At 40.1% G+C, this 24,872-nt stretch carries 25 protein-coding genes, 1 tRNA gene, 1 pseudogene and 1 other annotated feature; of the genes and pseudogenes, 9 read left to right on the forward strand and 18 right to left on the reverse strand.

Annotated elements, in window-relative coordinates; all coding sequences use genetic code 11:
- Positions 1 to 158: 158 nt before the first annotated feature.
- The 8 genes from IGI54_RS09210 to rplU all read right to left on the reverse strand — a co-directional run bounded on the left by IGI54_RS09210 (position 159) and on the right by rplU (position 8,531).
- Positions 159 to 2,933, reverse strand: a complete 2,775-nt coding sequence (locus tag IGI54_RS09210) for a sigma-54-dependent transcriptional regulator (RefSeq protein ID WP_430620519.1) — start codon at positions 2,931 to 2,933, stop codon at positions 159 to 161.
- 312 nt (positions 2,934 to 3,245) lie between these two features.
- Complete coding sequence (locus IGI54_RS09215) at positions 3,246 to 3,449, reverse strand: hypothetical protein (RefSeq protein ID WP_071860720.1); 204 nt, start codon at positions 3,447 to 3,449, stop codon at positions 3,246 to 3,248.
- Positions 3,450 to 3,585: 136 nt separating this feature from the next.
- Positions 3,586 to 5,025, reverse strand: a complete 1,440-nt coding sequence (locus IGI54_RS09220) for a TrkH family potassium uptake protein (protein WP_313629982.1) — start codon at positions 5,023 to 5,025, stop codon at positions 3,586 to 3,588.
- A gap of 12 nt (positions 5,026 to 5,037) precedes the next feature.
- Positions 5,038 to 6,405 (reverse strand): Trk system potassium transporter TrkA, encoded by a 1,368-nt coding sequence (gene trkA / locus IGI54_RS09225; RefSeq protein WP_071860718.1) that lies wholly within the window; start codon positions 6,403 to 6,405, stop codon positions 5,038 to 5,040.
- A gap of 754 nt (positions 6,406 to 7,159) precedes the next feature.
- Positions 7,160 to 7,426, reverse strand: coding sequence for a SemiSWEET family transporter (locus IGI54_RS09230; RefSeq protein ID WP_071860717.1), 267 nt, complete (start codon positions 7,424 to 7,426; stop codon positions 7,160 to 7,162).
- 122 nt (positions 7,427 to 7,548) lie between these two features.
- Positions 7,549 to 7,842, reverse strand: coding sequence for a 50S ribosomal protein L27 (gene rpmA / locus IGI54_RS09235; RefSeq protein WP_010779981.1), 294 nt, complete (start codon positions 7,840 to 7,842; stop codon positions 7,549 to 7,551).
- A gap of 12 nt (positions 7,843 to 7,854) precedes the next feature.
- The gene (locus IGI54_RS09240; RefSeq protein ID WP_071860716.1) at positions 7,855 to 8,205 is read right to left on the reverse strand and encodes a ribosomal-processing cysteine protease Prp; all 351 of its coding nucleotides are present in this window, start codon (positions 8,203 to 8,205) and stop codon (positions 7,855 to 7,857) included.
- 17 nt (positions 8,206 to 8,222) lie between these two features.
- The gene (gene rplU / locus IGI54_RS09245) at positions 8,223 to 8,531 is read right to left on the reverse strand and encodes a 50S ribosomal protein L21 (RefSeq protein WP_010740661.1); all 309 of its coding nucleotides are present in this window, start codon (positions 8,529 to 8,531) and stop codon (positions 8,223 to 8,225) included.
- 20 nt (positions 8,532 to 8,551) lie between these two features.
- Positions 8,552 to 8,622: a sequence feature (ribosomal protein L21 leader region), on the reverse strand.
- 110 nt (positions 8,623 to 8,732) lie between these two features.
- Between rplU and IGI54_RS09250 the strand changes: the two genes are divergently transcribed.
- The 4 genes from IGI54_RS09250 (at position 8,733) to IGI54_RS09265 (ending at position 11,120) form a co-directional block, all read left to right on the forward strand.
- The gene (locus IGI54_RS09250; RefSeq protein WP_430621493.1) at positions 8,733 to 9,380 is read left to right on the forward strand and encodes a uracil-DNA glycosylase; all 648 of its coding nucleotides are present in this window, start codon (positions 8,733 to 8,735) and stop codon (positions 9,378 to 9,380) included.
- A complete protein-coding gene (locus IGI54_RS09255) occupies positions 9,381 to 10,049 on the forward strand; it encodes an O-methyltransferase (RefSeq protein ID WP_430620520.1) in 669 nt (222 codons plus the stop codon).
- Between the two features lie 100 nt (positions 10,050 to 10,149).
- Positions 10,150 to 10,986 carry an alpha/beta hydrolase gene (locus IGI54_RS09260; RefSeq protein ID WP_430620521.1) on the forward strand — a complete coding sequence of 279 codons (837 nt, stop codon included), beginning with the start codon at positions 10,150 to 10,152 and terminating at the stop codon, positions 10,984 to 10,986.
- A gap of 60 nt (positions 10,987 to 11,046) precedes the next feature.
- A tRNA-Arg gene (locus IGI54_RS09265) sits at positions 11,047 to 11,120 on the forward strand.
- A 149-nt stretch (positions 11,121 to 11,269) separates the two neighbouring features.
- Here the strand turns inward: IGI54_RS09265 and IGI54_RS09270 are convergent.
- Together IGI54_RS09270 and IGI54_RS09275 are read right to left on the reverse strand one after the other, a co-directional pair.
- Positions 11,270 to 11,536 carry a Na+-transporting malonate decarboxylase, carboxybiotin decarboxylase subunit, madB gene (locus IGI54_RS09270; RefSeq protein ID WP_216428294.1) on the reverse strand — a complete coding sequence of 89 codons (267 nt, stop codon included), beginning with the start codon at positions 11,534 to 11,536 and terminating at the stop codon, positions 11,270 to 11,272.
- A 112-nt stretch (positions 11,537 to 11,648) separates the two neighbouring features.
- A pseudogene (locus IGI54_RS09275) lies at positions 11,649 to 12,277 on the reverse strand (GyrI-like domain-containing protein).
- Positions 12,278 to 12,449: 172 nt separating this feature from the next.
- On the opposite strand from IGI54_RS09275, the gene IGI54_RS09280 reads away from it, so the two are divergent.
- The gene (locus tag IGI54_RS09280; protein ID WP_430620522.1) at positions 12,450 to 12,815 is read left to right on the forward strand and encodes an ACT domain-containing protein; all 366 of its coding nucleotides are present in this window, start codon (positions 12,450 to 12,452) and stop codon (positions 12,813 to 12,815) included.
- Positions 12,816 to 12,852: 37 nt separating this feature from the next.
- Here IGI54_RS09280 and IGI54_RS09285 read toward each other — a convergent pair whose 3' ends face one another.
- Entirely contained in the window at positions 12,853 to 13,356 is a 504-nt protein-coding gene (locus IGI54_RS09285) for a signal peptidase I (RefSeq protein ID WP_071861033.1), read from the reverse strand.
- Between the two features lie 261 nt (positions 13,357 to 13,617).
- Here IGI54_RS09285 and IGI54_RS09290 point away from each other — a divergent pair, with 261 nt between their 5' ends.
- Positions 13,618 to 15,231 carry an MFS transporter gene (locus IGI54_RS09290; protein WP_430620523.1) on the forward strand — a complete coding sequence of 538 codons (1,614 nt, stop codon included), beginning with the start codon at positions 13,618 to 13,620 and terminating at the stop codon, positions 15,229 to 15,231.
- Between the two features lie 44 nt (positions 15,232 to 15,275).
- On the opposite strand, the gene IGI54_RS09295 is transcribed toward IGI54_RS09290, so the two are convergent.
- The 4 genes from IGI54_RS09295 to IGI54_RS09310 are packed head-to-tail and all read right to left on the reverse strand — an operon-like array spanning position 15,276 to position 18,946.
- Entirely contained in the window at positions 15,276 to 16,283 is a 1,008-nt protein-coding gene (locus tag IGI54_RS09295) for a lipoate--protein ligase (RefSeq protein WP_430620524.1), read from the reverse strand.
- 16 nt (positions 16,284 to 16,299) lie between these two features.
- Positions 16,300 to 17,037 (reverse strand): MBL fold metallo-hydrolase, encoded by a 738-nt coding sequence (locus IGI54_RS09300; RefSeq protein WP_071860708.1) that lies wholly within the window; start codon positions 17,035 to 17,037, stop codon positions 16,300 to 16,302.
- Positions 17,034 to 17,807: a DUF975 family protein gene (locus IGI54_RS09305; protein WP_071860707.1), complete on the reverse strand. Its 774-nt coding sequence runs from the start codon at positions 17,805 to 17,807 to the stop codon at positions 17,034 to 17,036. Before IGI54_RS09305 ends, IGI54_RS09300 begins: the two co-directional genes overlap by 4 nt.
- Positions 17,808 to 17,866: 59 nt before the next feature.
- Positions 17,867 to 18,946 carry a M42 family metallopeptidase gene (locus IGI54_RS09310; RefSeq protein WP_071860706.1) on the reverse strand — a complete coding sequence of 360 codons (1,080 nt, stop codon included), beginning with the start codon at positions 18,944 to 18,946 and terminating at the stop codon, positions 17,867 to 17,869.
- 175 nt (positions 18,947 to 19,121) lie between these two features.
- Between IGI54_RS09310 and IGI54_RS09315 the strand changes: the two genes are divergently transcribed.
- Positions 19,122 to 19,532 carry an NUDIX domain-containing protein gene (locus IGI54_RS09315; protein WP_430620525.1) on the forward strand — a complete coding sequence of 137 codons (411 nt, stop codon included), beginning with the start codon at positions 19,122 to 19,124 and terminating at the stop codon, positions 19,530 to 19,532.
- Between the two features lie 124 nt (positions 19,533 to 19,656).
- Here the strand turns inward: IGI54_RS09315 and IGI54_RS09320 are convergent, their stop codons facing one another.
- From IGI54_RS09320 to IGI54_RS09330, 3 genes are read right to left on the reverse strand one after another with little or no spacing between them, the layout of a single operon-like run.
- Positions 19,657 to 20,829, reverse strand: coding sequence for an ABC transporter permease (locus tag IGI54_RS09320; RefSeq protein WP_430620526.1), 1,173 nt, complete (start codon positions 20,827 to 20,829; stop codon positions 19,657 to 19,659).
- The gene (locus tag IGI54_RS09325; protein ID WP_430620527.1) at positions 20,816 to 21,952 is read right to left on the reverse strand and encodes an ABC transporter permease; all 1,137 of its coding nucleotides are present in this window, start codon (positions 21,950 to 21,952) and stop codon (positions 20,816 to 20,818) included. The genes IGI54_RS09320 and IGI54_RS09325 overlap by 14 nt, the downstream gene beginning before the upstream one ends.
- Positions 21,953 to 21,963: 11 nt before the next feature.
- The gene (locus tag IGI54_RS09330; protein ID WP_430620528.1) at positions 21,964 to 22,896 is read right to left on the reverse strand and encodes an ABC transporter ATP-binding protein; all 933 of its coding nucleotides are present in this window, start codon (positions 22,894 to 22,896) and stop codon (positions 21,964 to 21,966) included.
- Positions 22,897 to 23,033: 137 nt separating this feature from the next.
- Here IGI54_RS09330 and IGI54_RS09335 point away from each other — a divergent pair, with 137 nt between their 5' ends.
- Together IGI54_RS09335 and IGI54_RS09340 are read left to right on the forward strand one after the other, a co-directional pair.
- A complete protein-coding gene (locus tag IGI54_RS09335) occupies positions 23,034 to 24,191 on the forward strand; it encodes a sensor histidine kinase (RefSeq protein WP_430620529.1) in 1,158 nt (385 codons plus the stop codon).
- Positions 24,192 to 24,232: 41 nt separating this feature from the next.
- Positions 24,233 to 24,859 carry a response regulator gene (locus IGI54_RS09340; protein ID WP_430620530.1) on the forward strand — a complete coding sequence of 209 codons (627 nt, stop codon included), beginning with the start codon at positions 24,233 to 24,235 and terminating at the stop codon, positions 24,857 to 24,859.
- Positions 24,860 to 24,872 lie beyond the last annotated feature (13 nt).

Below are 24,872 nucleotides of genomic sequence, written 5' to 3' on the forward strand. Positions count from 1 at the left end.
CTTGTGCTACAAATTAAGAGTACACTGACACACAGCTACTCACTTAATACAAAGCAATTGCCGTGCCAAAATACACTAGCAAGAAATTCTTTAGTTATCAGCTTTTAAACGATACACACAAAAAGGATACAGTATACTGTATCCTTTTTGTGTATTTATTATGTGATTACTTCTTCATGATTTTTGAGTAATTGATAAATATAGTAACGCTCTGAGGTGGGAATCGAAATCCGAAGCTGACTCTCTAATTCGTTCAACCCTCGATTCATTACTTTATTATCCATTACTTTCTGATAGATTTTTTTAGACTCTTCATCGACTTTCAACGGCTGCTGTAAAATTCCACGCTCAATCGTTCCAGCCATATGCATGACGAAGTTCACCATCAAAGCATAGTCCGAGGAATTCCCATTATTCTCGATAACCGTCGTAGCTAAATGCCATAAAGGCTCAATGATCTTGCTAGGATTGACAAACGTAAAGCTCTCTTCCATAAATTTGATACACAATTCTCGCGCCTGCTTAGCATCTAAGACGACTTCACCTTGATCTGCTAAATCATTTTCTAATAACAATTCGTCAATGACTTGCTCCGCTTTTTGGTTAATAAATTTTTCCATTGGGATATAAGGAGCACCGACCTTAGGATCAACAATCCCTGTCGTTGCGATAATTTTGTATTCTTCTTTAAAGGCAGGAACTTTGGTTTTTATATCTCCTACCGCCAAAGTCAGCACTTCGATATGTTTCAAATTGCGCTGCTTCAATGGGCGTTCAATAATTTCCTTCAAACGTTGCGCTGTTCCTTCACCGGAAGCACAGACGGCCAAAATCGCCTGTTTCTCACTGACTTCCTCATTTTCTTGACTTACGTGGCCATAGCCGCGAAAGCCTTGCAAGGATTCATACAACTCATCCACACCAGAACCGAGTACACTGGATTTGCGTGCGGCTTCAATCAATAAGGGCGTCGTCACCATGTCTAAGGTTCGAACCTCTACCCCTGTGTCCTTTCGAATCTCTTCATTAAAAGTAGCAAGTGATCCCATATCTACCATAATCAAAACGCCGCTGCCGTCATCAATTTGCGTGACTGCTTCTCGCATTTTTTCATAGGCCACCCGTGGATGCATATCTAGCGGCATATCCACTGCGTTGATATTCGTGACATCTAGCAACTCGCGAACGACTTGCGCCATCGATGACGCCGTGCTATTTCCATGTGCCGCCACAACCACACCAATCTTGCCTGAAGATTGATCCTCGCGCAATGAAACCAGTAAGACCGTTAAATAATAATCTTCGCTCTCTGGAATAATCACTTGGAATTCCTGTTCAACTAAACGCCGAATCTCACGAGCTACCGCAAATTCTGTCGGATAGTCTTTGGCCATCTCACGAATATTATCATTCGTCTCACGAGTCTCACCAACATGGATTTTTTTCAAGAACGAAGAAATATGCAGGCTCATCGCATAAATAAAGTTCTGTTGAAAATGAGTCTCTAACCTTTCACTTACAAGAGCAGCGATTTTATTGCTCGTATCAATCACATGCTTATCGACAAATTCCGTTAAGCGTGTTTCCGTGTCAAAGGTAAAGCCGTGATCTTTATAAAATGATTTCAAATGAACATTGATATCCGTTGAGATAAAATGATTGATCGTTTCTTGATCCAGACCTTCCGTTTTCAATAACGCGGCCTTGTCACCAATGATATCGTACAAATTATAAGGCAACTCATAAGTATCCGTCTTAATCAATTCATCGATTTCATTCGGAGTGACTACCATCTCTGGTTCAAGATATGGTGAGATATCCGTCGTTTTGATTCGATCGGCAGAAAGCTGGACTAAGCCGGCTTTGATTCCTTCCGTCAAATCATTCAATGTGATAGGGATTTCCTCTTGCATCATGTGGTTCATAAAACCACGGGCGCAAATCAATTGAACATTTGATTTTAATTGGCCGACATTTCCATAAGAGACGCTGCCAAGAAGTGCCTTTACCACATCTTCAGTCAAAGTGATCTTGCGCTGAATTCGATTGGCTTCCATCGCTACCATCACCCGAACCAAATCCAATTGCTCTGCGGCTGGACGACTACTGAAGGCTGGCATCTGGATATTGATCGGAATTCTTCGAACAAAGGTATCCAATAAAGAGGAATGAGGATCTTCTGTAGTCGCGCCAACGATCCGAACATTTGCGAAACGATTTTTCCCCGTTTCTCCTAAGCGACTATACGTACCATGATCCATAAAATAAAAGATCATTTCCTGGCCTTCGGGGGGCAAGCGATGGATTTCATCTAAGAACAGCATTCCACCGTCCGCTTGCTGGATCAGTCCATCTTTGTCGGTATCTGCTCCCGTAAAGGCTCCCTTTTCGTATCCAAATAAATGACTCATTAATAGTTCTGGATTGTTAGCGTAATCGGCACAGTTAAACACAACTAGCTCACAATCACTTTTAATGGTACCTTCAGTTTGAGCGAATTGAAACATCGCGTGAGCAAAAAAGGTTTTCCCCGAGCCAGTAGGTCCGGTGATCAAACAATTCAAGCCACGTGGCGGGTATAAAATGGCCGCCTTCGCCTGCTCCACAGCGTTACGCATACTGCCGGTCGAGCCAATGATTTGAGTAAAAACATTTCCAGTATTCTGATTCAGAATTTTTTTCTCTGGCGGTTCAATTTTGGTGGCTTTATCATGAACAGGTTCTGGATCAAACGACACTTCTACTGATTGGGTCGAAATAAAATAGCGAACAGGTCTTCCTTCACTTTTATTCAATTGGCCCTCTTTAACAAGTAAATTTAAATCTTTACTGGCATTTGTTCGCTGAATATCTAAAGAATCCGCAACATCTTTTGTTGTTACATTCGCGTTCTCTGATACAAAGCGATAAATGCGGTCAATCCGTCGTTCCATTCAGTCACCTACTTTATTAGTGTATTCCTATTATCAATCATCTATAGTTTTTGTTAAAATGTCAAATAATTTGTTATAGAATAATACACTATATTTTTTACAAATGGAAATTTTCTTGATTTTTCACAAGAATTATATAAACTTCCTTAATAAATCCCGACAATTTCTTTTATCCTTTCCTAATTTCCTAAAAAGATACCTTGTTTCTTCTATATAAATAGTAAAAAGTTGGACTTCCCCATCCTTTTGCTCGAAACAAGCGGAAAAACAAAAAAATTCCCATCTTCCAGGAAGACAGGAAAAAAATCAAATTTAAACAGCATCTTTCCAAAAATCACATGAGTGAGACGGCGTCACTTCTTGATAACGATCTGGACTTTGTTCATTTGTACACTTCGCAACTTCATTTGGATTGATGAAAGAAATACCTAAAGCTTCGTCAGTCAATCGTTGTCCTTCCCAATACGCACAGTTGGCACAAGTTCGCTCAGCAATGTTGTGTTTTGTTTCCGCCATCGTCAACACTCCTTTTGCTTTTCTATCTTAATTATACGCTTTGATAGAAAGCCAGAACAAGCAAAAACCAAACAATCAGTCTGAGAATCGTTTACAGCAAAGAATTGGTCAAAAGAAGTCGGCTGCTTCTATTGCGTTAACTTCGCCAGAAGGATTTTGAAAAGAGAATCAATATCGGAAAGATTTCCAACCGTCCAGCTAGCATGGCAAAGGATAATGTCCATTTAGAAAGATTGGATAAAAAGCCAAAGTTATGGGTGGGACCGACACCGTTGAAGCCCGGTCCAACATTATTGATACAGGTCGCCACTGCTGAAAAAGTCGTATGGAAATCAACATTCTCCAAAGAAATAATCAGTAATGAGCTAGCAAACACTAACAAATACAGAACTAAATACGAATGGATGTTGCTGATCGTCTTAGGCGCAATCGCCTCTCCTTCAAAATTCAAGGTAGTGACTGTCCGAGAATGTAAAATCCGTTTTAACTCTTGCAGAGCATGCTTCGAGAGCATCATGATCCGCGAAACTTTGATCCCTCCGCCTGTGGAACCAGCACAAGCGCCAATAAACATTAAAGATAGCAAGATCACTTGAGAAAACATCGGCCACAAATCATAATCTGCCGTAGCAAAGCCTGTCGTCGTAATGATCGATGCCACTTGAAAAACGGCATAACGAAAAGCTTTCAAGTATGAAGGATACTGTGAAGCGATATTCACGGTAATTAGAATTGTTGCTACCGCGATAATTGTCAAATAGCCTCGTAATTCTTCACTTTTCAATACCGGAATGATTTTTCCAATAATAAAGAAATAAATCAGGTTAAAATTAATTCCAAAGAGAATCATGAAGACCGTGATCACACCATCAATATAGGCACTATTATATCCAGCGATCCCTGCATCAGTAACGGAAAAGCCACCCGTTCCAGCAGTCGCAAAAGAATTCAGCATGCTATCGAAAACCGGCATTCCTCCGATGATTAATAAAACAATCTGGAGTACCGTCAAAGCGCCATAAATGACATAGAGTATGCGGGCGGTGACCCGTACCTTAGACACCAATTTACCAATCACTGGTCCTGGCATCTCGGCTTTCAAAATATGCATCGTCCGACCAGAAGCCAATGGAATAAAGGCGACGGTAAAGACCAAGATCCCCATCCCACCGACCCAATGGGTAAAGCTGCGCCAAAATAAACTCGCGTGACTCATACCCTCAAGCGTCGATAATATCGATGAACCAGTCGTCGTAAAACCAGAGACCGTTTCAAAGAAAGCATTGGTAAAGGAAGGAATCTCACCTGTCAAAACGAAAGGCAATGCCCCAAAAAGCGACAGTAAACACCAGCTGACCCCAACGATGAAGAAGCCCTCTTTCGCATAAATGTTTCGATTTTTAGGCGTCTTTCGACACAATAAGAATCCTACTAAAAAAACGAATATTGATACGAAGGCATAGGAAGTGGTTACCTTTTCTTGATAAATCAACGAGACCAATAGTGGCAATAATAGTAGCCCTGCCTCCACCTTCAATAATTTGCCTAATGTAAATAGAACCATTTTTTTATTCATAGTAATCGATCGTTATCTCCTTACCAGATCATTTAAGCAGCAAATATTTCGATCTGTTGTAATAATCACGATATGATCCTTCAACCGAATTTCGGTATCGCCTTTTGGAATAACAAAACCACGTTCTCTTGAGATCGCCGCAATCAATACGTTGTCCTTCAAGTGAACCTCAGAAACCTTTTTGTCTAGGAATTTTGACTGAGACGTGACCACAAACTCCATCGCTTCAACATCATCATTCACCAATCGATGCAAGGTCTTCACGCTGCTGTCATCATCCTTATTATTTTTTGCTCGAATGAAGCGTAAGATATGGCCAGCGATAATATTTTTGGGGGAGATAACACTGTCGATATCCAATTGGTCCAAGACATGGACGAAATTCATTCGCGTCACCTTCGCCACAGTTTTTTTCGCATTCATTTGCTTGCCGTAAAGCGAGATCACGATATTTTCTTCATCCAATCCAGTTAAGGCGACTAAGGCATCGATCGATTCGATCCCCTCTTCAATCAATACCTCTTCATCACTGCCATCCGATTCAATGATCGTCGCCTCAGGCAGCTTTCTTGAAAGCTCTAAGCAACGCTTCGGATTGTTCTCGATAATTTTTACTTGAATCCCATGCTCAACCAATTGGCGCGCCAAATAGAATGCGATCCGGCCGCCGCCGACAATAATGATCCGCTTAGTCTTTTGTTTAAATAAATTGATGTCATGACAAAAACGCACCAAGTCTCGATGCTGACCCATCACGTGAATTCTGTCGTTCTGTTCAAGTACGAAATTTCCATCCGGAATAATCAGTTCTTCCTTGCGGCGAACCGCACAAATCAACACATTCGATTTAGAAACCTTCACTAAACGATTCAATGGCACGCCGTTTAGACGTGTATTTTCTTTTAGCCGAAATTCCGCCAGCTCGATCTTACCGCTGACAAAAGTATCAACTTTAAAGGCTGAAGGAAAAAGCAAGATCCGCCGAATTTCATTCGCTGCTTCTAATTCGGGATTGATGATCATAGAAATTCCTAATTGATCCCGCATAAAGGAACGCTGCTTCAAATAGTCAGGATTCCGGACGCGAGCGATGGAATTTTGAGCACCCATTTTTTTCGCCATCAAACAAGCTAAAATATTTAGCTCATCCGTTTCAGTCACAGCGATGATAATATCCGCATCACTGACTCCTGCTTCCATCAAGATGTCGTAGGTGGCACCATTGCCGACGATCCCCAACACATCGTACTGATTCACGATTGCTTCGACCTTTTCAGCATGTAAATCAATGATGACCACATCATAATTATAATCTTCATTAGATAAATGCTGCGTCAGAGATTTCCCGACCTTGCCAGCACCTAAAACGATAATTTTCATTTTTTCTCCTTATTCGTTTCAATGGATTCATTTTTCTCACGAAAAATAAGTTTCATTCGAATGCCGTATATCATTCAACTAAACCGTTCGCTTTTTTTAAACAGCAATTTTGCAGACGGTTCGTCTTATTAGTAAACTGCTAAAGTTGAACTGACGTCCTTATTCGTTTCAATGGATTCATTTTCCTCACGAAAAAATGAGTTTCATTCGAATGCCGTATATCATTCAACTAAACCGTTCGCTTTTTTTAAACAGTAATTTGCAGACGATTCGTCTTATTAGTAAACTGCTAAAGTTGAACTGACATCCTTATTCGTTTCAAATGGATTCATTTTCCTCACAAAAAATGAGTTTCATTCGAATGCCGTATATCATTCAACTAAACCATTCGCTTTTTTTAAAACAGTAATTTGCAGACGATTCGTCTTATTAGTAAACTGCTAAAGTTGAACTGACATCCTTATTCGTTTCAATGGATTCATTTTTCTCACGAAAAATAAGTTTCATTCGAATGCCGTATATCATTCAACTAATTTTGTTAAATAAATCGCAAAACTGAATTACCTTTCTTAAGACATTCTTATCCCTCATTCTAGCTTTTTATACAAGGGAAAACAACATCCTTTCACAAAGTCTTATCCCATTTTCTTCAATTAAACTTTATAAAAAATCAAATAAAAAAATTACCAAGTATTTGCTTTTAGACAAACTAAAAACCAGTCAAAGCTTCGGGTCTGCTCTGACTGGTTTTATGTTAAATAATTGCGGTAACAAACGTGATCGCACCTAAAATGACACCTGGCACATTCGCGATAATAATGGGTACATCTTTTTTCTTTTGCATGGAAGCATAGATCACCCAAAAGATACAGTTAATCATTGCTACCATTGGCTGAATCGGATTTCCCTTATTTCCCGCCAAATTATTCATAATCTGCGGGATGTAGGAAACATACATCAATACAGAGAGCGTTGATGCGATTCGCCCAAATACTAAAATCGTATGTTCTTTCTTGTCCATAAAAACACCTCTCATTTATTCCATAGTTAATATTAAATGAACAAGTGAAAAGAAGCGAATAATTGCTACGAATAAACAAAAAAAGTCCCAACCCTGAAAACAGGATTAAGACTTTTAAGTTATTAAGCTTCTTGAGCTACTGGGTAAACAGACACTTGTTTTTTGTCGCGGCCTTTACGTTCGAAACGTACTACGCCGTCAACTTTAGCAAACAATGTGTCATCGCCACCGATACCAACATTAACACCAGGGAAAATTTTAGTACCACGTTGACGGTAAAGAATTGATCCACCAGTAACAGTTTGACCGTCAGCACGTTTAGCGCCTAAACGTTTTGATTCTGAATCACGTCCGTTAGATGTTGAACCGCCACCTTTTTTGTGGGCGAATAATTGTAAGTTCATATTCATTAACATGAGCTGCACCTCCTATGATTTAGATTCTGTTTGGACTTCGATGAAATCCAAATAGTCTTTTTCGATTGATTGCAAGCCTAACAATAAATGCTCTAGCAAAATTTGCGAGATATTCATCTGCTCTTGGGTCAAAGAATCATTTATTTCCATTGAAACATGAAGGTAACCACCTTCATCATCATTGGTTTCGATGTTCGGAATGACACCCGCTAGTGCATCCAAGCTATTTACAGTACTGATGGCTAACGCGGAAACGGCGGCACAAACGATATCGCTACCGTAAGGACCTGCTTCAGCATGACCGGTCAGCGTAAATTCACTGATTAGACCCGCTTGGTTTCGAGTGAATGTACCTTTGATCAACTTAGGCACCTTCTTTTTTATGCTTTGATTGAGTCAATGACAACTTTAGTGTAAGGTTGACGATGACCTTGTTTACGGTGTGAATGTTTTTTAGGTTTGTATTTGAAAGTTACGACTTTCTTTTGTTTGCCGTGTTTTTCTACAGTTCCTTCAACAGTTGCACCTTCAACGATAGGAGCTCCTACTTTCGTAGATTCGCCGCCTACTAAAACGACTTGGTCGAAGACAACTTTTTCGCCAGCTTCAACGTCTAATTTTTCAATGTAGACTGCTTGACCTTCTTCAACTTTGATTTGTTTACCGCCAGTTTTGATGATTGCGTACATGCTTGTGGCACCTCCTTATTATTTATACTTAGACTCGCCATCCCAAGTGACCGAAGTACTTACTACTTGTTCTGTGCGGTTGTAGCTGTGGGTTCCACAATTACAACATTCATATTCTACTAAAAAAGATAGGTCAAGTCAATGATTAATTATTGACGTGGCGCCAGCTTTTTTCTACTATAATAAGGCGAGGTGATAATGATGGACTATCCAACAGGTTTAGTTGACCTAGTAGCAGAACGTTCAAAGGGCTTTCAACTAGAAGGTTTTATTGCAGGGCAAGGACCTATTCATCCGAAACTGATGTTAGTGGGGGAAGCACCTGGTCGAAAAGAAGTCGAGAACCACATCCCCTTTTCTGGTGCCGCCGGCAAAGAACTGATTCAAGCGATGGAATCGATTGGCCTCACCCGAGAAAATACTTATATTACGAGTGCCGTCAGAAGTCGTCCCTATAAAGTGTTGGAGCGTTTGAATAAACGAACGCAGAAAAATGAACGTGTTTATCCGAATCGAACGCCAAACAAAAAAGAAATTTTAGCTCATGCACCGCTTTTAGATTACGAATTGTCACAGGTCCAACCGACGATTGTTGCCACGCTAGGCAACATCGGTTTACAACGGCTGCTAGGACCAAAATGGCAGATCAGCGAAAGTCATGGGACCGTTTATCACGGACCAGTGTTAGAGCTAACCAAAGCACAAGATCGTTATCAATTATCCGAAAAAGAATACACCGTCGTTCCCCTGTTTCATCCAGCAGCGATTTTTTATAATCGTTCGTTAAGTGAAAAGATCGCGGAAGACTGGCTCACCCTAGGAAACTTATTAAAGAAAGAGGTCGAATAAATGCGCAATGAAATGATGTACCGCCCGATTATTAATGAAGATATTTTGCATTACTTGCGAACGGAGCAAAAGCAACTGACTGGAAAATTAGGAGCGTTGGAAGAATTGGCTCATGAAAATGGCGTGCCGGTGATTCCCCACGAAACCGTCGTCTTCCTACAATTCCTATTGAAACAAAAACAACCGAAAAATGTCTTGGAAATCGGGACTGCCATCGGCTTTTCAGCTAGTTTAATGGCTGAATCCATCGGTAAAGAAGCTAAAATCACGACGATTGATCGGTTCCCAGTGATGATCGAAAAAGCCAAAGCGAACTTTGAAAAACTAGGCTTGACTGAGCAAGTCACTTTACTTGAGGGAGACGCTGCTGATTTACTGAGCACACTGGAAGGTCCTTATGATTTTATTTTTATGGACAGTGCCAAATCTAAATACATCGCCTTCTTACCAGAATGCTTACGCTTGCTAGCCGATAACGGTGTGCTGATGGTAGATGATATTTTCCAAGCCGGTACCGTGTTGAAAGACATCGAAGAAATCCCACGAAAAAATCGGGCGATTCATCGTCATTTGAATGAATTCTTAGAAAAAGTTACAAAATCTCCCGAGCTAACCTCCACCTTATTGCCATTGGGTGACGGTGTTGCCTTAATTTCGAAAAACAACTAATAGATACGGCGGAAATTTGAAACTTTTTTGAATTTCCGTCTTTTTACTTGTACCTGAAAAAATTCGGCGTACACTAAGGACTGAAATGGAGGAATTTCCTATGAAAAAGAAAATAGGAATCATCATATCAATCATCATAGTGTGTTTTGTCGGAATTGTTCTATTTAAAACGAAAGATTCCGCTCATGCCTCGAAAAAAATTGAAACACCCTTGGCTATCCCTGCACCAGTCATCATGGTACCTGGGACAAATGGCGATGTCGATCGCTTTGATAGTCTTGTGAATTCTCTAAAAGAAACAGAAAAAAATGTTGATGAAATAAAAATCACGGTTAACAAAGATGATTCCATTACTTCATCTGGACAATTTACGAAAGAGACGAAACGGCCAATCATCGCGATTGCTTTCGAAGACGGCTCTGACCCTTCTTTGCCTAAACAAGCACGGTGGTTCCAAAAGGCCTTGGAGTATGCTGAGAAACATTATACTTTCAATACCTATGACTACTTAGGTTATTCTAACGGCGGATTGATTATTACCGGCTACTTGGAAAATGAGCAAAAGAGTAATGATCCTGCACTTTATCATTTGATTACATTAGGGACTCCGTACAACGATACCTCATGGGACTACAACGAAAACAGCTCGACCTTTACCAAACCAAAGGCTGAGAGCGACTTGTTGAAGTATTACTTGAAAAATAAGCAGAATATCCCTAAAAACATAACGGTCTATAATATTGCCGGTAACGTAGATAACCAAAACACGGACACTACCGTTCCTTTGACTAGCGTCTTAGCTGGCCGCCTGATTTATGGCGATAGTGAAAAATATAAAGAAATCATCGTCAACGAGCAAGCCGATCACGGTTCACTAATCGAAAATCCGAAAACGTTGAAGCTGATCAAAGAATATCTATTTGAATCAGTAAAATAACTGATTAGGATTGACAAGCGTGTGTAGTTTTTCTATAATAGCAATTGTTGCAAAACTACTGTCACAGTAGCTCAGCCGGATAGAGCATCCGCCTTCTAAGCGGACGGTCGGGGGTTCGAATCCCTCCTGTGATATTTTTAAACCGTTAGGAATTTATTTTCCTAACGGTTTTTTTGTTGAATAATTTAGTTTATGCAGCCAGCTAAAAGGTAACTGTGTAAAACGTCTCCCCTCTTAGATAGAAAAAAAGTGTCCAGATGGTCCCTTCTGAACACCTGCGTTTTTATTCTTTCACGGCTTTTGGTGCTACTAGCAACCAACACATCGCTAATCCTAAAACAATAAATAGTCCTGCGCCTACGATATTTCCCTTCGTCAACATCGCAAAAGCGATTGTTCCAAAAAGACTTGCCACAGTTAAAACAATACCGGATTTTTGGATCGTTGTCAGATTGGCAAAAGTATTTCTAAAACCGATCGTCAATAATAAAGCGCCAACAAAAGAAGCAATCCCAAAAAGAATATGTCCCAGCAAAATAAGATTTTCCATGTCTCCACCTCCCTCAGAGCCACTATACTAGAAAGGTGGAAAGAAGACGAAAATTGTGCTTGTGAGAAAAAAGCGAAACACTTCATGAATAATTTCGATAGGACCACTTTTCTTATTCAATTTGATAGCGTAAAATCGTCTGACGTTTTTCAGGTGCTGTTTTGCGAGCATCATTGAGATAAATTTCTCGATGAGAGTAACTTTTTCGCTTTAATCCATTGGCTTCAGCGAATTGATCCAACTTTTGAAACGTTGCCGGTTCATCATCGAAGGAACCACGATGCAATACTTGCAGGCATTTGCCATCTTCGATCGTCTCAAAAGAAAGTTCATTTAATAAGTCATTGGGTTCTTTCTTTGCCACTGCAGCGACTGCGACCTCAAACATTCTTGGGTGATCCAGTTTGGCTGCCGTAACATGATCCGATATTCAAAACTATCCTTATCAGTAATATCTTCCACATTTTTGGTGGACCAGATTCCCTCTAAAGGAAAGATCGCAAACTCAGCGTATTCAAAATCCTTTTGTTGCTCTGGATGGAGCTGATAAAATTTTTTGAAGCTCATCTTGATTTTCCAAGCAGTTGGATATAACACTCCAACCCGCTCTGAAAAAGCTTGCTTATTGGGGTCGCCTACTCCTTTGATCGTAATAAATTTTTGCGGCGGGACTGTGACTACTTGCGGTATTTTTTTTACACCGTATAAAAACTTCTCCTCTTTTTTCCAATCGTATTTCATGGATGTACCTCACCTTCACTTTTTTTCTATTATAGCAAGGATATTCTAGCTGCGCAGTTCATGCTGAATCAGATATGTCTTTAGTTGTAATTGAATTGCTCCTAGTCTGAAACTTTGGTAAATTGATAAGAGAAGACTCGTGATTCGAAATTATCATATAAGGAGAAGACCTATGAAACTAATTGTCTTACCGCAAGCATTGTCCGTTTACCAAGTCGCGGCGTTAACTGAGCTGGACTTGTCTCAGCAGCCGTTGTTTATTGGTGTGACTGACGAAGAAATCTCTGTTGTTTCGGCTACAGATAAAGTTCCCGCTGACACTATTGAGCGGGAAGACGATTGGAAAGCCTTTAAAATCGAAAGTGTTCTAGATTTTAGTTTAGTTGGAATTCTAGCAAAGATCGCCCAGCTGTTAGCAGATGCCGACATTAGTATTTTTGCCGTCTCTACTTACAATACCGACTATATTTTAGTCAAAACAGAAAAACAGGCGGCTGCCAGCTCCATCCTCACTGCAAACGGGTATATGGTCGTATAAAAAAAGAAATCATTCTTCTAATCAGAGGAATGATTTCTTATTTTGTTTGTTGCCGAAATTGATGGATGCTTGCTGGAACCAATAGCGCGTAAAAAGTCATCAGGACCGCTAGCAAGAATAGACTTACTTTTAAAACACCCATGATCTGCGCATTCACTAAGATGCCAATATAAGGTAGATAGAAATACGGTCTTCCAATCAGGTTGCGTTTATGGACAATGCCCATCTCCACTTTATCCGTATTATCCCCTTTGACAAAATATCCTTCCAAGCGATCATCTACCGCCAAGACACGGCGCGTTTTGATTGCATTTCCTTGATTCTCATAATAGGTGATTGGATCGCCCACATGAATATCTCGCTCCTTATTTTTGACAAAAACCAATCCGCCTTTACGATATTGCGGCGCCATTTTATTATCTTCTACGACATAAGGAGTAACATTGAGTATTTTTGGAATAACAATCGTTACTAGTGCTAAGGCAAACAGAAAGAAGATCATAAAAATATATACTATGGTTATTTTTTTATGTTTACGCACGCGTGGTTTTCCTCCGAACAAAGATTTTCCTCTTATTATTATAATAGCATATTCAGCAAAAAAATCCATTTTTTCATTATGTAATGAATAAAAAAGGGGGATAAATTTTGAAAGATTTATACTTTATGTTAAAATTAATGAGCATACAAGTATTGCAGTTAAGTGTTTTTATAAAAAAAGGGGTGTTATCTTATTCCGTTTCTTAGAAATTTTAAAGTTGTTTTTAAAAAACTTCTAACGCGAAAACAACTTATCATATCTGTGGTTATTTTATTATCACTTATATTAGGCTCTTCAAAGTTTTTTTCTGACTTAAAAACAACAAATGTCCGTCAAATAACGGAGCATTGGTCTTTTTTTGTCAAGGATCGTTCGGACCATCTCGTCTTCGGTGAATCGGATCAGCGAATCAAAGATGTCGGGCCTAATCATTCATTGATTATGCAACAGATTTTAGATTCACCATTGAAAAATCCTGAATTGGCGATTCGAGCAAATCATCAATGGGTATCGGTCTATTTGGAAGATCAGCTTCTATATCAATATGCTGCTAGCGAACGTAGCCCAACGCCTGGTCTTTTACAGACTACGCTGCACTTGCCTGAAGGCTATCAGCAAAAAAAATTAAGAATTATCACTAATACGCCTTACGAATATTACGCAGGAATCCCCGCTCAAGTATTTATTGGAGAGAAATCAGAGATCAGCCGTTACTTTGTGCTTCAGTCTATCCCACAATTAATTTTATTGATTGTCTGTCTCGGCTCGATAATCGCGGCGCTGGTTTTACTTTTTTTACGGAAAAAGCCTGCTCGTCAACGAGTTATTGGGACACTGCTCTTAGTGAGCTTTATCTTTTTAATTGGGTTTCAATCAATCGTTTTTAATATTCCAGCCAGTACCTTATTTAGTCCTACTAGTCTGTCGTTGATTTATAATCTTACCGGTATTTTGATTCCAGTTTGTTTGACTAACTATTACTTATTACGAACTAAAATGTATCACCGATTTTACTTAGCGGCGATTGTCCTACAATTCTTCATTTTGTTCGCGGGATTGATTTTTACTTTTATCAATCAAATCTCACTGCCGGTTACGATGCAGGTCTTTAATGGCTTTCATGTTTTCTTGACCCTTTATACCGCAACGATTGCTTTAGCCGAGTCAGCGAATCAAAATCATTTTTATGTAGTTTGTTCCCCAGCAATTGTAATCGCTGCCTTTATTCACTGCTTTTTCTATATTCAGTTGTTTGCTGGCGCAGCTAATTTAACAATTGACTGGCCGCTGATTCTCTTCAGTTTCTTGATGTTTATCATTTGTTCCTATCACTTTAGCGAAGATCTTGCCTTTTTACGCGAGCAAGCCAAACGACAGCAAGAAAAAAAGCGAAAAGCGGTCATTCGCGGCGAGCGGCAACAGAACTTGCTACAAACCTTTAAGCTTTTAGCACAACAGGAAAGCGGTAAATACGACCAGTTGCAATCATTGGAGCATGTGCTACAGCATGCAACGAGTTATTATCAGAAAGAATTTTCAAAGCGTTCGAAGTTTTTTACTTATCAAATTAAGGTTCCTAAAGAACATGAATTATTGCGAGAAAACAGTCTTTTGATCATTATCCAGTTGCTTGAAAACTTTTTGTTTGGCGATGAATATGGTGCAGTCGATATCATCATTCAAGAGCAAGCAGGAAAACTAGTGATTGAAAGCAGCACGAACGTTTTTACTCGTCATTCCTTCGCTGAAAGTATCCAAGTAGAAACAGCTATTGAGCATCAATCCTTGGAGCATTTCGTAAAAAGTGCTGACGGCCAGTGGCATTGGGAAAATAAAGACAAAGAACAATATTTTAAGATCACTCTTTCAATCTAAAAAGCGGTTGTCCAATAAAGATGGACAACCGCTTTTTCTTTAAATTAATAAATCAACGTTAAAAAGTCTTCTTTGGTAATATTGCCAAAGTAATGAGTCAGATCAAGCTGATCGATCACTTCAGTCAACGCTTGCTTCTCATAACGGGTACCAACCAGCTGTTCTTCCACATCTTTGATCTCGCCTAACCCGAAGAAATCACCAAAAATCTTGGCTTTTTCAATCAAGCCGTTAGCGACATCTAAGCGCACTTCGATCGAACCGATTGGGAACCGTTTTTGTCGTTCCAAGTTAAACTCTGGAGAACGGCCATAATTCCAATCCCAGTTTTTATAATATTCATCAGAGATTTTGTTAATTGCTTGCCAATCCTCATCTGTCAATTCGTGAGTCTTGACTTGATCGACATCGTCTACGCCAAAAATTTGCAACAAGATTGCTTGCCGGAATTCTTCGGTAGTCATGGCTTGTTTGTCTTGTGGCAAATAATCTTTGATGTTCGTTACACGAGAGCGAATCGACTTGATGCCTTTTGATTCAATCTTGTCTTTTTTGACTTTCAGCGCATTCACGACTTCATCAATATCACTGTCAAACATCAACGTCCCATGAGCAAACATGCGACCATTCGTCGAATACATCGCATTGCCGGAGAATTTTTTGTCATCGATTACTAGGTCGTTGCGACCTTTCAATTGGGCACCTTCAATGCCTAGTTTATGCAAGGCTTCCACGATTGGTTCTGTCAATTTCTTGAAGTCCCGGAAGGAATTGCCATCATCAGGCATGATGAAACTAAAGTTCAAATTCCCTTGGTCGTGATAGACAGCCCCACCACCGCTTAACCGGCGGACAACATGGATCCCTTTTTCATCGACATATTCCTTATTGATTTCTTCGATCGTGTTTTGGTTGCGGCCAATAATGATCGAAGGCTCATTGATATAAAAAAGTAAAATCGGTTCGTCCAAAGGCATATTTTGTAATAAATACGTTTCAATCGCTAGATTTATTCGTGGATCACGTTCATTATCATTTGGTACGTAGAGCATTTTCCCAACTCCATTTCTATATCTCAAAAATTTTGTGCGGCGCTGCTAATTCAACAGGAATCCCGTTGCTTACAGCCGCTGCTTGTTGACGCAGTTTTTCTAAATCCCCTTGTTGAGGCAGATGGGTCAACACTAATTTTTTGACAGCAGCGTTTTTTGCGAATGTTCCCGCTTCACCAGCAGTAAAATGCGCTTTATGACGTTCGTTTCCGTCAAATAAATAAGTATCCGCTAAGAACAAATCCGCATCCTTCGCGAATTCGTTAAAGGATTCTAGATAGCCCGAATCGCCGGTAAAAACAAACACTTTTCCGGTTTTTTCTTCCACGAAGCGCATCGCATAGCAAGGCACCGGGTGGATCGTCTTCATAAACGTAACAAGAAACGGACCAAGTTTCAATTCTTCTGCCTCGAAATAGGAATGCCCTTCAGACACCCCTTCCATCGTCAAATCATTGAAATGAAACTCATCTTCGGTATGTCCATAAATCGGTAAAATCGGTTTAGGTGTTTGGGTTGGATAAAGTTGCCAATAATATTGCAGCACGCCTAAATCGGCGATGTGATCATGGTGATAATGGGTCAGGATCACCGCGTCTAAATCTAACGGATCTAATTCCTTTTCCAACTCAACTAACGTCGAACTACCAGCATCTAATAATAAATTGAAGCCTTCCGACTGCAGTAAATAACTGGTCGTTCCGTGGCCTTCATAAGGATAAGCACCTAAGCAACCTAAAACGGTTAATTTCATGCAAATTCCCCCTGCTCGATTTTTTCTTTGACTGCTTGATCATAAAATGCCGCACTCGCTGTATTCACATAAACAACCACAAATAATAGTCCAACGAATAAAGCTACTATGCCCAAAATATACCAGCCAATGAAAGATAACTGCAGTAAGATATATTTGCCCCAGCGGTCTTTCAATAATAGCCACGCCCGCTTGATGGATTCACTAACACTTAAATCAGGATAATCAAATTTGACCCAAACAGCGAATCTAAAAATAATACTAATGATCGTGGTGACTAATAAAAAGACCAATAGTAAAATGAAATACAAACCAAACAATCCAACACTCAATAAGGTACTGACATTATCTGTACTGGTCACTCCTCCTGATGAAATCAAGGAGAAGTAGACGCCACTGCCGGCTTGCAGTAGCATGGGAATGAAGAAGATCGCCGCTAAGGCATATTGAACGACTTGCGCGATGATATTGATTAATAGTAGTGGCACATAGTAACCTTTTTGAAAAACAACAAATATCTGACCCAGCTCAGCTCGTCCACCGCGCACCACATACAAGCTGACATAATAAAGCGCATAACTAAAGGCAAAGATTACGAGAATACTTAATAGGAAAGAAAAACCTAATTGCAGATTCGTATCATTGGGCATCGTAGAGACACTACTGATCGCTCCCGTTAACAATCCCACAATCACCACTAATCCAACATTGATCCCCCATTGACCACCTAAACGATCCTTGGCAGTTTGACGATATTCACTAAGTTTCATTGACTCACTCCTCATCTTGATATTAATAATCTTCCTTCTTCGCGGAAAAATCCGTAGTCTTAATAATTTTTGATTTCGCCGACGGTTTCGCTGTCTAAACGCGCCACGACCTCCGTCACTAATTTGACGGTATTCAAATAATCTTCTTCGTGAATCACTGACGTATGAGAATGTAGGTAACGAACTGGCACAGTAATCGCTAAGGAAGGTACCCCGTCTCTAGTTAAGTGCATCTGTCCCGCATCGGTGCCGCCGCCGGCAATCACCGTATATTGGAAAGGAATCGCTAATTCTTCCGCCACATCAATTACAAAATCCAATAATTTTTTGTGAGGAACCATCGAAGCATCATAGATCAAGATTTGCGGACCGTTTCCTAAGACCGAATCTGCTTCTTTCGGTGTCATTCCTGGAGTATCACCAGCTGTTCCGGTGTCTAAGGCAAAGGCGATATCTGGATTAACGATATGTGAACTCGTGCGAGCGCCTCGTAAACCGACTTCCTCTTGCACATCGCTGCCAGCAAAAAGAACATTATGATGTTCCCGCTGAGATAAGTTTTCCAATACCCGCAACGCGACTGCTGTACCAATCCGATTGTCCCAAGCCTTTGCTAATAAAAATTTAGATTCGTTCATGCGTTGGTATTGGATATACGGTGTCACCATATCGCCAGGACGAATCCCCCACTCTTTGGCTTCTTCTTGACTTGTAGCGCCGATATCGATAAACATATCTTTGATCTCGAACGGTTTTTTACGAGCTTCCGGTGTCAATACATGGGGTGGTTTTGAACCAATTACCCCATGGATGATTTTCCCTTTACGAGTCTTGATCTCGACTTGCTGCGCCAACATGACTTGGTTCCACCAGCCACCGATCGTTTGAAACTCTAAGAAGCCCTTTTCCGTGATCTTCGTTACCATAAAGCCGACCTCATCTAAGTGTCCCGAAATGAAAACCTTCGGTCCGCCACCCGCGCCATGTTTTGCAATCACACTGCCCAAGCCGTCAAAAAAAATATCGTCTGCGAAGTTTTTAGCATATGCCTTAAAAACCTCTCTGACTTCTTCTTCATTTCCCGCGATGCCGCGAGCAGAAGTTAAATCAATCAGTAGTTCTTCTTCTTTTTTCTCCAAATCTATTCCTCCTACTTTATAAAAAATAATTATTCTGATTCAAGAATATCCTAATTAAACAGGAGTGCTCGTTTGCCTTCCCGACTCAGTTGGATACTCACTTTTCCTTAGAAATAGTATACCATTGTCAAAAAAATCTGCGTAGTATGTTGTATAATCACAAGGAGGTGAGAAAATGAAACGTTTACTAGCGATAGAATTCACCATGATGGTAATGATTGAAAATGAAGAAGGGGAAATTCTAGTCCAAGATCGGAAAAAGAAAGATTGGCCCGGCTGGACTTTTCCCGGCGGTCATGTTGAAAAAAATGAAGGCAGCTACCTTGCGGCTGTCCGAGAGATCCAAGAAGAAACTGGATTAGCGATCCAGCCTAGACTGCAAGGTACCGCTGAATGGAATAATTTAGCAGCCGGAACGCGTGAACTGGCCTTTCTTTATCACGCAAGCGTTACTAAACAAGCAGTCTCAGAAAATCTTTTTTGGGTAGCTAAAGAAGACTTACAGTCTGCAGCTCTGGCTGGGACTTTACATGATTTATTGCCAATCTTTTTTGGTGAAGAGCAACAGTATTATCGTGAAGTATAAAAAAATCATTTTAGCGGTGTTTTCGCTAAAATGATTTTTTACGTATAAGGGTGTGACAGAAGCTTCTTCAGAAATAAGCCGCAACTTCTTGAAGCTGACCATGTTTGTCCCAAACTCTTCTAATTTATGCTTGAATTTTCTTTAACGACCATGTGCCTTTTTCTCGCATCGTGATCAAGTGGATCACCCAGAAGGCGGCGGCAAAGGCTAACAATATCCCCGATTGGAATAAAAATTTATCTAAAAACTTTTGATTGAAATCGACGGTCTTCCCGATCAGATCATTGTTTTGAGCAAACCAATACGTCGGCGTAAAGGCCGCAATCTTATTCACCACATCCGGTAAAAATTGGCTAGGAACAAAGACCCCGCCAATAAAACAGCTTCCCATAATAAAAATATTATTGATGCCAGTGATTGCATCTTCATTTTGCAGGACACTGGTGATCATAATAGAAAAACTGATGATGGCAATGAAGAAGGCAACAGTATTCAAAATAAAGTAGCCGTGCACTTGATCAAAACTGCCGCGGGTAACGAACTGAACAAAGGCAAGAAAGATCAGCCAGCAAAGGATCGCGTAAGACAAATTACCAAGCGAAATCTTCCGGGCCAATTTCCGGCGAGAAATCGGCGAACAGCTGTTACGCTCACGGATCTCCTTACGATTGAAGGCTAAATTGACTGCCGCATAGCCGCTAAAAACGGACATGAACATCCCATAAGCCAATAAACTATAAATTTGACCCGTTACATTTTGTTTTTTCTTTTTATGATAGGTGGAATCAAAATGGACCTCACCATCCTTGCTTAAAGTGGTCTTAGTCTTTTCCAATAGTTCTTTTTGACTAAGCAAAGGCAGTTGCTTTTGATAAGTTAAATAGGTGTTCAGATAATTATTGACGGTTGTATCGACTAACGATTGAGAAAAGGTCGCCGGTCGAGTCTTGCTGGCTAATGTAACCGTTTCTCCTTTGGATAATTTAGCAGAAAAATCTTTTGGAATCTCTAAAATGTATTGCACTTCATCAAAATACAAAGCATCATCCAAACTCTTCTGTGAGGTATCTTGCAAGTTTACAATCGTATGCTGTTTCGCTAAGTAAGCAACAAAATCTTTTTCCAAGCTAGAATCATCTTTCGACAGAATAGCAATCTTCGCCCCCGTCAATTCTTCCGCGTCCCTCGTTAATTGTCCCGCGTAAAATAAAGTAATGATCGCCATGATAATCACACCTAGCAGCAGACTGCCCTTATTTTTCTTTAAAATTTGCAGAATCGCTTTATAAGTGGTCATATTGCACCTTCCTCTCGAAAGAATAATTCACAATCACAAACAAAAGACCAAAGCTCGCTAGCCAAATCAGATTGGTGTAAAAGGAATTTAAGGATTGATAATAGAATAATTGATACAAACTTTCACTAATCAGATTGACGATATTGATTCGTCCCAACAGAGGGACATGAACATCAATCCAATATTTGATCGATTGCGAACCCATCATCCCAGCTAAGAAACTCATAATCATGGAAATCGAGATACCGATGGAAATTTTTTGCTGGAAATCTAATTTCGAAAAGGCATTGCCGATCAAGGTACCAAAGGAAATTGCCGTAAAAGCTCCTAGCCCACAAACCAGTAAAATATAATTCCAATGGTCTCCGAATTCAACTTGATAGACAAACCGATAAAACATTAGGATCAAGATTACTTGAGCAACAAAGAGGAAAAAGCTAGCTAGCATATTAGTAAAGGAAACCAGCAATTTATTTCGAGGGATCAAGCATAGCCGCATGCCTTCTGGCGATTGATTGGCTTGCTGATCATTCGCGTTCCGTAATCCCCACATAAAGCCATACATCACTGTCATCCCCACTAAAGTAAAGAAATAAAAGGATTTTAAGTTAAAATTTCCTGTTCCATTTCCATCTTGAACAAAGTTTTTTTGTTCTAATGCTTGTTCAATAGCTTGCGGCTGGACCGCGCCTGAGGCCATTAAGTTCTCGACTTTATCCGTATTTTGTAAGTATTGATTCAATAATTCCTTTAAGACCGTTTGCTGCGTGCCGCTTTTGCTGACGAACAATTCGATTTTTTGAGCATCAATTTCAAAGTAACCTGAAATTTTATCATCAGACAATTGTGCTTTTGCTTCTTTTTTTGATAATTCTTTTCCTTTAAAAACGACTTCATCCTCATTTTTGACTTGCTTCAACACTGCTTCAAACTGATCCGCTTTTGACTGATCAGTGGCAACGATCCCAACCGTTGAGGTTTCCAGCGCCAATATATCATCCAAGTTGCCAAAAGCTAAATTGAATAACAGGCCTAAGACGATAGGAAAAGCGAAAGTCCAAAAGAGCAAACTGCGATTTCTTAGCAGCACCTTTAAACGATAAATAAATAGCCGAACAAACATCTTCTCACCCCCTAATCTCTTAATTCTTTGCCTGTAATTTCTAAGAAAACGTCATTCAAGGTTGCTTCTTGCGTGTGGATATTAGCGTACATGATCTTCTCCGCTTCAAAATAATTCAAGATCGGTAACAGCGCCTGCTTCAAGTCTTTCGTGGTAACTTGCAAATAGCTGTCATCATAGGAGACTTCTAAAATCGAAGGCACAGCTTCCACCGCTTCAACCTGTGCCTTAGTTAAACCGGGAACTTCAATAATCAATTTTTCGTTTTCTCGGACCATATTTTTCAGTTGTTCCTTACTGCCTTCAGCAATTACTTGCCCTTGATCGATAATTACGATGTGGTTACACAAAATTTCAACCTCTTCCATGTAATGAGTCGTATAAACGATCGTGGCCCCTTGACGATTCAGCTCCTTGATACTGTCTAAAATTTTATTGCGGCTTTGAGTATCAACTGCGACAGTCGGTTCGTCCAAGAAAATCAATTCCGGTTTATGCACGATGCCACAAGCAATATTCAGACGTCGTTTTAGCCCGCCGCTTAACTGCTTGGGATAAAACTTGCGAAATTCTTCCAAGCCGACTAACTGGATAACTTCTTCCACATACAGCTCTCGCTGCTTTTTCTCTTGCACATATAAGCCACAAAAATAATTAACATTGTCAGTGACATTCAGCTCTTCAAAAACCGCGATTTCTTGCGGTACCACACCAATTTTTTGCTTGATTCCGTATTTTTCCGGTCCCATTTCCTCGCCAAATATTTTGATTGAGCCTCGATCATAGGTCAACAATGACAGCATGCAGTTGATCGTAGTCGATTTTCCGCTCCCATTCGGCCCCAACAAACCTAAAATATCCCCCTTTTTAACCGCTAAATTCAAATGATTCAGCGCTGTAAAATCCTCATAACGCTTCACTAAGTTTTCGATTTCAATCAACATTTGAAAAACCCCTTTTCCTTTTCTTCATACATTTACTATAATAAAATTAGGAGCAAACTTACAGTGAATTTACGCCAATGATAAAATGACAAATGTCATTATTCGATATATTCATTGGTTATCAGTCATAATGATGTTTGAAATTATTTTTTTCTTTCGAAAACAAATACTTTATTACGAAGCGGGTACAAAAAATGCAGTCTTTAAATAATTATTGGGTAGATTTTTTCTTTTTGGAAGTGATTGGGATACTGCTGATTTTTCAGCAGGGCTTTCAGCCGCAAATGATCATTTATTTGTTGATCAGTATTCTGTTGGCTGGCCCAGCTTTGTTGCTGCCAAAAATGTTAGGACAGACAGTCGGCGTGTTCCCACTCTTGATCTTGAGCTTTTTCTGGCCAACCTTGCTTGTTTTTCTGCCGGCAAATCTGCGGATTGCTTGGCGGGATGAGATTGTTTGGAGCTGGGTACTAATCGTCTTACTCGTTACGTTCTTTCAAGGCACCTACTCTGTGTCTGAAAATCTGTTGCTTTTTTGTTTAAATTGTTTTGCGGCCCTTCTGGCCTGGCGGGGTAAAAAACAAGAAGAAGTTAGCGAAGCCTTGTTGCAACTAAAAGATGATAGTTGGGAAAAGCAAGAGTTGTTAAAACAAAAGAATCAAGAATTAATCCAATCACAAGAAACCTTCATCGATCTCGAAATCTCTGAAGAACGTAATCGCATCGCTCGAGATATCCACGATAATGTCGGGCATTTATTATCTAGCGCGATCATCCAGTTGGGGGCGATCGAAGCAATCAACCAAAACGAACCGTTGAAAAAGCCACTAAATCAGCTACGTTCAACGATTCATACAGGTATGGATAATATTCGTGAGAGCGTCCATGACTTGCATGAAACATCGTTGTCTTTTGAAAAAGGATTAGATTTATTACTTGCTGATTTTCAATTTTGTGCAGTAGAGCTCCATGGCAAGGTGCCGAATCATTTGAATCAGGAACAAGAACGAACCTTACTGATGATCTTAAAAGAAGCCTTGGCTAATGTGATGAAACACAGCAACGCCACCAAAGTGACACTTTCATTCAATGAAATGCCGGCCTTTTATCGTTTACAGATTCTAGATAATGGGACGCTGACCAAAAAAAATAGCGATGGGATCGGGCTGAAGAGTATGCGGCAAAGAGTCACCAAAATCGGCGGACAATTACACGTCGCACAAACGCCGAATAATTTTATGATCCATGTCATCTTACCGAAAAATACGCACACTTCTCTGCGCAGCAATCGTTAAGTGAAGGTCCCGTTTTTTATTTTTAAGTTAGGAGGAAGAATATGATTCGCGTTGTCGTTGTTGACGATGATCCGCTTGTGACGGAATCGTTAAAAACTATTTTAGAAGTATCCGCGGAAATTCAGGTGGTAGGAACAGGTAATTCAGCTTCAGAGGCCGTTACCTTATATTTACAAGAACGGCCGGATGTTTTATTAACCGATATTCGAATGAGAAAAAATACTGGCATTGAAGCTGCCAAGGAAATTTTTAGACAGGTCCCCAAAGCAGTCATCTTGCTTTTGACCACTTTTTCAGATGACGAATACATCCGAGAAGCCTTACAGATCGGCGTAAAAGGCTATCTCATCAAGCAAGATTTAGCCAGTATCGTGCCGTCGATTAAAGCTGTCTACAATGGACAGTCGGTTTTTGGCACGGAGATCGTGGGAAAATTGGCCTCTATCTTAACCGATCAAACGCCGCGAAAACAGTCTAAGATCCATTTATCGGAGCGGGAAGAAAGTATCTTGCTCGCTGTTGCCAACGGAAAAAATAATAAAGAGATCGCTCATGAATTATTTCTAAGTGAGGGAACCGTCAGAAACAATATCAGTCAGCTGCTGGAAAAATTAGAGGTTCGCGATCGTACCCAACTAGCGATCTTCTACTACCAAAAATATCAATAAAATAGACGTCAAT

The organism is Enterococcus sp. DIV0800, from assembly GCF_050559735.1.
GTDB lineage: Bacteria > Bacillota > Bacilli > Lactobacillales > Enterococcaceae > Enterococcus_A > Enterococcus_A devriesei.

Coding starts and splice junctions, on each gene's coding strand:
- IGI54_RS09210 (WP_430620519.1), bottom strand. CDS start 2,933: ATGGAACGACGGATTGACCGCATTTATCGCTTTGTATCAGAGAACGCG.
- IGI54_RS09215 (WP_071860720.1), bottom strand. CDS start 3,449: ATGGCGGAAACAAAACACAACATTGCTGAGCGAACTTGTGCCAACTGT.
- IGI54_RS09220 (WP_313629982.1), bottom strand. CDS start 5,025: ATGAATAAAAAAATGGTTCTATTTACATTAGGCAAATTATTGAAGGTG.
- trkA (WP_071860718.1), bottom strand. CDS start 6,405: ATGAAAATTATCGTTTTAGGTGCTGGCAAGGTCGGGAAATCTCTGACG.
- IGI54_RS09230 (WP_071860717.1), bottom strand. CDS start 7,426: ATGGACAAGAAAGAACATACGATTTTAGTATTTGGGCGAATCGCATCA.
- rpmA (WP_010779981.1), bottom strand. CDS start 7,842: ATGTTAATGAATATGAACTTACAATTATTCGCCCACAAAAAAGGTGGC.
- rplU (WP_010740661.1), bottom strand. CDS start 8,531: ATGTACGCAATCATCAAAACTGGCGGTAAACAAATCAAAGTTGAAGAA.
- IGI54_RS09250 (WP_430621493.1), top strand. CDS start 8,733: ATGGACTATCCAACAGGTTTAGTTGACCTAGTAGCAGAACGTTCAAAG.
- IGI54_RS09255 (WP_430620520.1), top strand. CDS start 9,381: ATGCGCAATGAAATGATGTACCGCCCGATTATTAATGAAGATATTTTG.
- IGI54_RS09260 (WP_430620521.1), top strand. CDS start 10,150: ATGAAAAAGAAAATAGGAATCATCATATCAATCATCATAGTGTGTTTT.
- IGI54_RS09270 (WP_216428294.1), bottom strand. CDS start 11,536: ATGGAAAATCTTATTTTGCTGGGACATATTCTTTTTGGGATTGCTTCT.
- IGI54_RS09280 (WP_430620522.1), top strand. CDS start 12,450: ATGAAACTAATTGTCTTACCGCAAGCATTGTCCGTTTACCAAGTCGCG.
- IGI54_RS09295 (WP_430620524.1), bottom strand. CDS start 16,283: ATGCTCTACGTACCAAATGATAATGAACGTGATCCACGAATAAATCTA.
- IGI54_RS09300 (WP_071860708.1), bottom strand. CDS start 17,037: ATGAAATTAACCGTTTTAGGTTGCTTAGGTGCTTATCCTTATGAAGGC.
- IGI54_RS09305 (WP_071860707.1), bottom strand. CDS start 17,807: ATGAAACTTAGTGAATATCGTCAAACTGCCAAGGATCGTTTAGGTGGT.
- IGI54_RS09315 (WP_430620525.1), top strand. CDS start 19,122: ATGAAACGTTTACTAGCGATAGAATTCACCATGATGGTAATGATTGAA.
- IGI54_RS09320 (WP_430620526.1), bottom strand. CDS start 20,829: ATGACCACTTATAAAGCGATTCTGCAAATTTTAAAGAAAAATAAGGGC.
- IGI54_RS09325 (WP_430620527.1), bottom strand. CDS start 21,952: ATGTTTGTTCGGCTATTTATTTATCGTTTAAAGGTGCTGCTAAGAAAT.
- IGI54_RS09330 (WP_430620528.1), bottom strand. CDS start 22,896: ATGTTGATTGAAATCGAAAACTTAGTGAAGCGTTATGAGGATTTTACA.
- IGI54_RS09340 (WP_430620530.1), top strand. CDS start 24,233: ATGATTCGCGTTGTCGTTGTTGACGATGATCCGCTTGTGACGGAATCG.